The sequence below is a fragment of the Lentiprolixibacter sp. genome, assembly GCF_982873095.1.
Genome location: NZ_CEYNTP010000127.1, coordinates 1 through 7,739, shown reverse-complemented (window position 1 = coordinate 7,739; position 7,739 = coordinate 1). Strand labels below are relative to the sequence as shown.

The window sequence follows — 7,739 nt, the reverse complement described above, 5'->3', positions numbered from 1 at the left end:
TCCGATGATCGACACCTTTTCCCGATAAGCGGATTTAGGGTATTGGAACGTTCATCGAGGATTTTTTGCACTTCATCCGACTTTTTGTCAATTACCGAAAAATAAGGGCTCTTCGACGAAATGCAACCCCTTATGAGGGGGTCTGCCGCGTTTTTTTAATAGAAAAAAACGCAAGTCATGAAAACCCTTATCACTTTAATTTTTGTCCTTATGATTGGAGTAACTGCCCAGGCTCAGGATAAAGCTGCCGAGGTTAAGGTGGAGACCATTGAAATGACTATCGTTACTGCTACTGAAAACACTACGGTAAAGCAAGAAGAGAAAGTAGCTCGTTTGTACAGAAGGGCCAATTCCACTGTAAAGAAGGCGTTGTCTTTTACTACTAAGCGTAACAAAGCTAAACTGGCTTAATCCTTTATCCCGGTTATTCTTCTTCTTCTGAAAGCTCAGTACCAGCCTCCCCCCGTTGCAGGGAATGCTCCATAATGTTGAGTTTCTTTAGTTTGGCTTTCCAGGTGCCCAGGGATTCCTTGTGCCGTTCTATCTTTTTGATAACCTCTTGTACCAGGGGATTGTCATCAGGTACGTGGGCGAAAAATTGCAAATTGTTCTCTAACTGACGAATTTCTGCCTTGCTTTCGTCAATCTTCTTTTTAATAAACGCCCTTTCCTGAAGCCGTGCCCTTTCGTTATCGGCATCAGCCAGTTCCTGGATCTTGTTTCCGTATTTAAGTAATTCGGCTTCCTGTTTACTTACCCCAGCCTTTTTCAGTAAGGCGTCAAGAATTTTATTGAACTTGGTGTTGATATGCTTGCGATTAAACGGAACATTGCCTATTGATTTCCAGCTCGAAATAAACGCCTTTAATTCTTTCAGGTCTTTTTTCTGCTCACCGCTGAGTTGAAATTCGCGTATTTTATCCAGGACAGCAAGCTTCTTTTTAAGGTTTTCTTCTTCCTTGCCATGCGCTTTGTCCTGCAGGGCGTGAAGACGTTCGAAATAATGGTTGCAGGCACCCTTGAATTCTTTCCATATACGCTCAGAATATTTCCGTGGGACATGCCCAATAGCCTTCCATTCTTTCTGGATGCGTTTCATTTCGGGAGTGGCGGTATCCCAGTCTTCACTGTCTTTTAGCGAATTTGCCAATTCTAATAGCGCCCGCTTTTTTTCCAGGTTGAGTTGTTGTTCTTTTTTTAAAGCCTTATAGAAGCTGTTCTTATTTCGGTTGAAATCACGGACGGCAGCTTTAAAGGCGGACCAGGTCTCTTCGTTAAACTTTTGGGGTACCTTACCTGCCTTGAAAAAAGCATCCCGCAATTGTTCTATTTCCCGAATTTGTTTTTGTAATTCCCGGTGGTTTCCCGCCGTATTTTGCGAAATTTCAGTGATTTTGCCAATAATCTCCCTTTTCTGCTCCAGGTTGGTCTCATAATGCTTTTCCTGCTCCTTGAAATATTCCTGTCTCCTGGAATGCAGTGCTTTTGTTGCCGCACTAAAGCGTTCCCAGATCTCTTCACGTTGTTCTTTGGCTACCGGACCAATGTCTTCCTTCCAGATCTTGTGAAGGGTCTGGAGTTCACGAAACGCCTTGGAGATGTCTGCAGATGCTGCCAGGGCTTCTGCGCGCTCAACAATCTTAAGTTTTTCTTCCAGATTGTGTTTAAAATCCAGATCCCGGAGTTCCCGGTTCAGGTGAAGGAAATCATAAAAGATCTCCATGTGGTGGTGATAGGTTTGCCAGACATCGTTGTAATTGGCCCTTGGAACCGGACCTGCATTACGCCACTTCTCCTGAATTTCTTTAAAATTCTTATAGGTTGTGTTGATGTCCTCCTCAACATTTACCAGTCCTTTTAGATCTTCTATGAGTGCCAGGCGGTTCGCCAAGTTTTCTTTGAGGCTGTCTTCAAGATTGCGATAATACTGGTTGCGCTTTTCCCGATATTCAGAAAATACCTCGTTGAACTGTCGCTTGGTGACCGAACTGTACTTAAAATCGGTTTCGTTACCCCCTTTAGTAATGAACTCTTCCTTCTTATGTTCGAGAAATTCCCGGAATTTCTTGTCGAATTCGTGTTTTATTGCGTCAACATGCCGCTTTATGGCCTGAATTTTCTCATTCCTGATAAGACGTTGGAGCTCTCCCACAAGATTTTCCATGGACATGCTGTGATAGTCCAGCATAGGAATATGGTGCCGATGCTGGTGGCCCTGGTCTTCAGTGTCTTCAGCATTGGTTTCTTCAATTTCTTCAACAGCTTCGGATTCCTCAGCCTCGTCTTTTACATCCTCGGCCTTACCTTCATCAGCAGCTGCTGTGGGATTTGAATCCGACTCCACAGCAGGGCTTTGCTCCGTTGCTTTGTTTTCTTCTGGCTGTTGCTGTTCTTTTTCTTCCGACATATTCTGGATGCATCGTTGAGGTACCTATCTAAGATAAGCACAACCGGCGTAAACGCAAAAGTAATTCAAAGTTCTTTGCCGGGAAAACAAGTGAGAGGACCAGGTGCAGCTTCAGTTTGAACGGGTCAGGAATTCCATATCTCCCAAGCCTTTTCAGCCTGTAATTCCAACATTTTTAGGCCATTAGATATGTCTGCGCCTCTTTGTTCCCCTTCCAGGAGGAAAGCTGTTTTTTCGGGATTGTAGATCAGGTCAAACAATAACTGCTTGGGGCCGAGCAGATCATATGGAAAATCTGGCTTTGCGGCTACTTCCGGCCAGGTCCCCAGGGGGGTGCAATTGACCACTATCGGATGTGCTTCAATTACTTCAGCTGTTATTTCGCTATAGGCAAGTTGTTCTCCTGTGGGGTTCCGGGAGACGTACTTATGGTTTATATGCAGTTTATGTAACACATAGGCTACGGCCTTGGAAGCACCACCTGTACCCAGGACCAGGGCACCCGTGTGATGGGGTTTTAAAAGGGGGAGCAGCGCCTGTTCAAATCCATGGGCATCTGTATTGTAACCCACGGGTCCCTCTGGCATTAATTTGATCGTATTCACAGCACCGATTTTCTCCGCTACAGGGTCCAGCGCTTTTAAATAGGGGATAACAGCTTCTTTGTAAGGAATGGTAACATTGAGTCCGGCCAGGGCCTTTTGTTCATCCAGCACCGTCGTAATTTCCCTGATATCCTGCAGATCGAAATTGACGTAATCGCAATAGTCAAGGCCTAGTTTCCGGAACTTATCCCGGAAATAGCCCCTGGAAAAGGAATACGATATATTCCTTCCAATCAGCCCATATTTACGTGCGCTTGGCCTTGTTTTTTCCATACCACTCCAGTGCAATTAGCATGAGCACTCCTAGAAATACGAAGGCTATCGCCCACCAGGTTTCCGGATCGGATATACTGGGCCAGTAGCGTTCGTAGTTTGTAATGATTTTGTCTCCGTTGGAATCCAGTACAGCTTCTCCGGCCGAATCCAGGAGAAAGATGGTGTTTTTCCAGGGCCATACCACCCCGAGAGACCCGGTAATAAATCCGATGATCGCTGCCGTAGTTATGTGTTTGAAATGTTTCAGAACATAGCCCAGAATATGGGAAAGGGTTACCAGTCCTATAGCAGACCCAGCGGTAAAAACAGCCAGAACCAAGAGGGTGTCAAGTCGTTCCTGATTATCAACGAAACTGAAATCTCCCTGTAACATTTCTGCCAGGGTATCGTAGAGTGCATTAACCGAATCCACCAGTAACAAGACGTAATTCCCCAGCAGGATCAGAATAAATGAGCCCGACAATCCCGGCAGGGTCATCCCGGAGACGCTGATGATCCCGCAGATAAAAATGAATACAAGGTTGTCATTTTCCCTGGCGGGACTCAAAAAACTGATGGAGATGCCCAGCACCAGGCCAATCAATCCCATGGTTAGGGTCCTGTTGTTCCAATGTCCAAAATCTTTGGCGATATAGTAGATAGACCCTATGATCATGCCGAAGAAAGACGACCAGACGAACAGCTCTTTGGTCTCCAGAAAATAGTCCAGGATTTTGGAAATGCTGAAATAGCTCACGAGCATTCCAAATATCAGCAAGGAAAGGAATGGCCCGTTGATATAGCGGTAAAAACTCCTGAACCTTCCATTAAACAGCAGTTTAAAGGCCTTCAGGTTTATCTTTTGCAGGGAATAGATGAATTCCTCGTAAAAACCGGCAACAAATGCTACAATACCCCCGGAAACACCAGGAACCTTATTGGCAGCTCCCATTCCCAGCCCTTTGATCACTAGAAATATTTTATCCAATAATGTCCTTGGTTCGTACATGGGGTATACTGCTATGACCTGGCAGCCAATTTTTCCAGGACAAAAATAAGGCAAAAACCTAGGATGCCCAGACCTATGGCCCAGAGCAGTTGAGGGTCACCCTCGAATGTCCCGGGCCAAACGTTCTTTTCCAGGACCGGTATCACCTTATCCCCGTATTTTCGTGTAGACAAAACCTCTTTCCAGGGCCATATTTTATTCAGGGAACCCAGGATAAAACCTGTCAGCAAGGCCAGTGTCATGTTTTTGTAGTGTCCAAACATCCATTTGAGCAACCTGGCAAAACTCAACAGTCCAAAGATGGCCCCAACCCCCACTGTTGCGATGATCAGGAGATTTCGTTCATGTACAGCATCCAGTACGGTCTTGTAACTACCCAATAACACAAGGATAAAGGCACCGGATATCCCCGGCAAAATCATAGCACAAACTGCCAGTGCCCCGGAAAGGAAAAGGTAGGGCATGGAACCCGTATTTTCGCTTGGAGGAAGGCTGGTAATGTAATAGGCCAAAACAGCCCCCACAGCAAATATCAATATAACTGCCATATTCCAGCGCTTAATTCCTTTAGCGACGAAGAATATACTGGCCAGGACGAGACCGAAGAAAAAAGACCAAAGGAGCACAGGCTCATTTACCAGTAGCCAGCTGATGATTTTGGCAAGAGAGATAATACTAATAGCTATTCCCGTAAATACGGCCAGCAGAAAATTGGCATTCACCGCTTTCCAGGTAGCCAAAAACCCCTCTTTTCGCAAGGTTTTAAAAAGTCCGGGACCAATATTGCTGATCGAGGCGATAAGTTCTTCGTAGATTCCTGAAATAAAGGCAATTGTGCCCCCGGAGACTCCGGGCACAACATCGGCAGCGCCCATGGCCATTCCTTTCAAGGAAAGAATCAGGTATTGTAAAAGGTTCCGTTCCTTCATTCGCAGAACACAAAAGTACCGTATTTATTCGGATGCCTTCTTAATATCCAGAATTATATTCTGAGCCCATTCCGAGTTATAGAAACTGGGAAACTCCAGTTCAAAATAATGCAGTTTGCCCATATCCATCTTTAACGCCTTGATGAAGCGGTACTGCGCTTTGGCCGGCTCTTTGGCCAGAAGATATAAGCCCGCCATTTTGTAGAGCATTTCAGCCATATCCGGATAAAATTCCAGGCCCTGGACGAGGATCTGAATGGCCGTGTTGAGGTCCTGGTTCTGGGTAACCACTTCGGACCAGTTCAACCAGGTATCCAATTCGTAATTGCCCAGTTCTACAGCCTGCCTGTATGAAAAATCTGCCTCATCATATTGCTCCAGAGCAGCATGGATACGGGCACATTTTTTCCAGTATTGTGGGTTTTGGCCATCAATATTGATGGCTTTATTCACGTAAAAGAGCGCCTTTCTGTAGTCGCCTTTTCGGAAATAAAAGTCCGTAATGGCCAGCCATCCCTTGTCCAGCAGGGGATCTTCATGCACGGTCTGGTAGTAATAATATTTGTCAAGTTCGTGATTCTCCAGGCGCTCATAGCATTTCCCCATCCTGAGGTAGGCATGTGAAGTGGGGTCCTCTATGGTAATGGTAGTTTCGTAGTTTTCTATGGCCTTCTCATATTCGCCCATTTTTTCCAGTACTTTCCCTTTCTCAAAATAGGCGCCCATGAAGGAATCATCTGCAATAATGGCAAAATCAAAGGCTGCTAAGGCTTCTTTGTACATTTCCTTGGTGTAGTACTGCTTACCCAGTTGATGCCACGCTACCTGGCAATAGGGATTGGTCTCAAGGTAGTTGTTAAGGTAGGCAATCGCCCCATCATATTCTTCCAGAAACTCAAAACAGTACACGACATTGTATAAGGAAGCATAATCATCCGGATCACTCTCAACACACATCATGAAATTCTCACGTGCCTTCACATAATCATCCATGAAAAGGTATTCCATGCCCAGCAGGGAATAAACATCCAGACTGCCTTCAGATAATTCAAGGGCTTTTATAAGCAGTTCCACCGCGGCCGCGTGATTATCCTTCTTTGAATAGATATTTGCGCGCTGTATATAAATCTCCTCATTGCTGCTGTCTAACCGTTGCAATTCATCCAATAGAGATTCTGCTTTCTGGAAGCGATTTTCGAAAACCAGTACCTCTACCAACAGTAATTTTAAGTGGATGGCGCCAGGGTGTTGTAGTAGTCCTATTTTGATGGCCTTCTTGGCCAGCGAGATTTTGCCGTTGTTCAGGTAGTGGTGAATAATATCCTCAAAGTCCTCAGCGTCAAAGAAATAGACGTCGTTGGTTTTGAGCATTGATTCGAATTTTGTAATGGATGAGCTTGGTCTTTCATTGGAATCTAACGCCATAGAGAACGGGCTTGGTTATACTATGGATTTAAAAATAAATCTTTTGAGATCATTCTTTTTTCCGGATCGGGGCATTATTATCAACAAATTAGTTAACAGTTTATTGTTGCAATTCGTCCAAGACTTCGAGGATAATGTCACAACCCTGGTCGATTTCCTCAGGAGAAACAGTAAGTGGCGGACTGATCCTTACCGCTGTGTTTTCAAACAACAACCAGAAAAGGATAAGGCCCCTTTCGGCGCATTTCAGAACCAGCTTATTGGCCAGTTCTGCATTGTCCAAAATAAGTGCAAGCATTAGCCCTTTTCCACGTATTTCCCTTATGAGGGGATGCTGTAACCGCTTTTTAAACTGCTTTTCCTTTTCCAGTGTAGCCGGAATGAGGTTAGCTGAGGTAATCTCCTCCAGAGTGGCCAGTGCGGCAGCGGCAATGACTGGATTGCCCCCAAAAGTGGTGATATGCCCCAATTTGGGGTGGTCGCTCAGACTGGACATCATCTCCTTTGATGCGCTGAACGCACCTATGGGCATACCAGAAGCCATTCCCTTGCCCATGACCACAACGTCCGGGACGCAGTTATAATGTTCAAAGGCAAAGAGTTTTCCAGTGCGGCCAAATCCCGGTTGGATCTCATCGAGGATCAAAAGCGCACCCGCTGCAGTGCATTTCTCCCTGACTTTTTGCAGGTAGTTGTTTTCCGGACTAATAAAACCTGCCCCCCCTTGTATGGTTTCCAGTACTACTGCAGCCGTTTTAGGGGTGATTTTATCCAAGTCTGCCAGTGAATTGAAAGCAATATGACGAATGTCGGGAATCAGGGGCCGGAAAGGTGCCTTTCGGGATTCATAGTCCATCAGGCTGAGGCTGCCGAGGGTATTTCCGTGATAGGCATTTCTGGCGGAGATGAGTTCGGACCGGCCCGTTACCCTTCGGGCAAGTTTTAAGGCCCCTTCCATGGCCTCGGTTCCTGAATTTACCAAATAAGTGGTCTCCAGGGGATCAGGCAGGTAACTGGCCAGGGATTTACACAGTTCCACCGCCGGTGCAACCACATATTCCCCATAGACCATAACATGTAAGTACTGCTCCGCTTGCTCCTGAATAGCC

General features: G+C 45.6%; 7 protein-coding genes. 1 reads left to right on the top strand and 6 read right to left on the bottom strand.

The genetic code is table 11. From position 1 onward, the window contains the following. The first annotated feature begins 177 nt into the window (after window positions 1–177). Entirely contained in the window at window positions 178–411 is a 234-nt protein-coding gene (locus AC4E7D_RS08755) for a hypothetical protein (RefSeq protein WP_490172863.1), read from the top strand. 13 nt (window positions 412–424) lie between these two features. Here the strand turns inward: AC4E7D_RS08755 and AC4E7D_RS08750 are convergent, their stop codons facing one another. From AC4E7D_RS08750 to AC4E7D_RS08725, 6 genes are all read right to left on the bottom strand, one after another. After that, window positions 425–2,407, bottom strand: coding sequence for a DUF349 domain-containing protein (locus AC4E7D_RS08750; protein ID WP_490173425.1), 1,983 nt, complete (start codon window positions 2,405–2,407; stop codon window positions 425–427). Between the two features lie 125 nt (window positions 2,408–2,532). Further along, a complete protein-coding gene (locus tag AC4E7D_RS08745) occupies window positions 2,533–3,285 on the bottom strand; it encodes a shikimate dehydrogenase family protein (RefSeq protein ID WP_490173424.1) in 753 nt (250 codons plus the stop codon). Next, the gene (locus tag AC4E7D_RS08740) at window positions 3,257–4,276 is read right to left on the bottom strand and encodes a DUF368 domain-containing protein (RefSeq protein ID WP_490173423.1); all 1,020 of its coding nucleotides are present in this window, start codon (window positions 4,274–4,276) and stop codon (window positions 3,257–3,259) included. Before AC4E7D_RS08740 ends, AC4E7D_RS08745 begins: the two co-directional genes overlap by 29 nt. An 11-nt stretch (window positions 4,277–4,287) precedes the next feature. Beyond that, entirely contained in the window at window positions 4,288–5,205 is a 918-nt protein-coding gene (locus AC4E7D_RS08735; protein ID WP_490173422.1) for a polyprenyl-phosphate transporter, read from the bottom strand. A 24-nt stretch (window positions 5,206–5,229) separates the two neighbouring features. Continuing rightward, entirely contained in the window at window positions 5,230–6,630 is a 1,401-nt protein-coding gene (locus AC4E7D_RS08730; RefSeq protein WP_490173421.1) for a tetratricopeptide repeat protein, read from the bottom strand. Window positions 6,631–6,730: 100 nt separating this feature from the next. Then, a partial coding sequence (locus tag AC4E7D_RS08725) for an aspartate aminotransferase family protein (RefSeq protein WP_490173420.1) occupies window positions 6,731–7,739 on the bottom strand: 1,009 nt, incomplete at its 5' end.

Bases quoted from the DNA above. Each gene is read 5' to 3' on its own strand.
- AC4E7D_RS08740 (WP_490173423.1), bottom strand. From the start codon at position 4,276: ATGTACGAACCAAGGACATTATTGGATAAAATATTTCTAGTGATCAAA.
- AC4E7D_RS08745 (WP_490173424.1), bottom strand. From the start codon at position 3,285: ATGGAAAAAACAAGGCCAAGCGCACGTAAATATGGGCTGATTGGAAGG.
- AC4E7D_RS08755 (WP_490172863.1), top strand. From the start codon at position 178: ATGAAAACCCTTATCACTTTAATTTTTGTCCTTATGATTGGAGTAACT.
- AC4E7D_RS08730 (WP_490173421.1), bottom strand. From the start codon at position 6,630: ATGGCGTTAGATTCCAATGAAAGACCAAGCTCATCCATTACAAAATTC.
- AC4E7D_RS08750 (WP_490173425.1), bottom strand. From the start codon at position 2,407: ATGTCGGAAGAAAAAGAACAGCAACAGCCAGAAGAAAACAAAGCAACG.
- AC4E7D_RS08735 (WP_490173422.1), bottom strand. From the start codon at position 5,205: ATGAAGGAACGGAACCTTTTACAATACCTGATTCTTTCCTTGAAAGGA.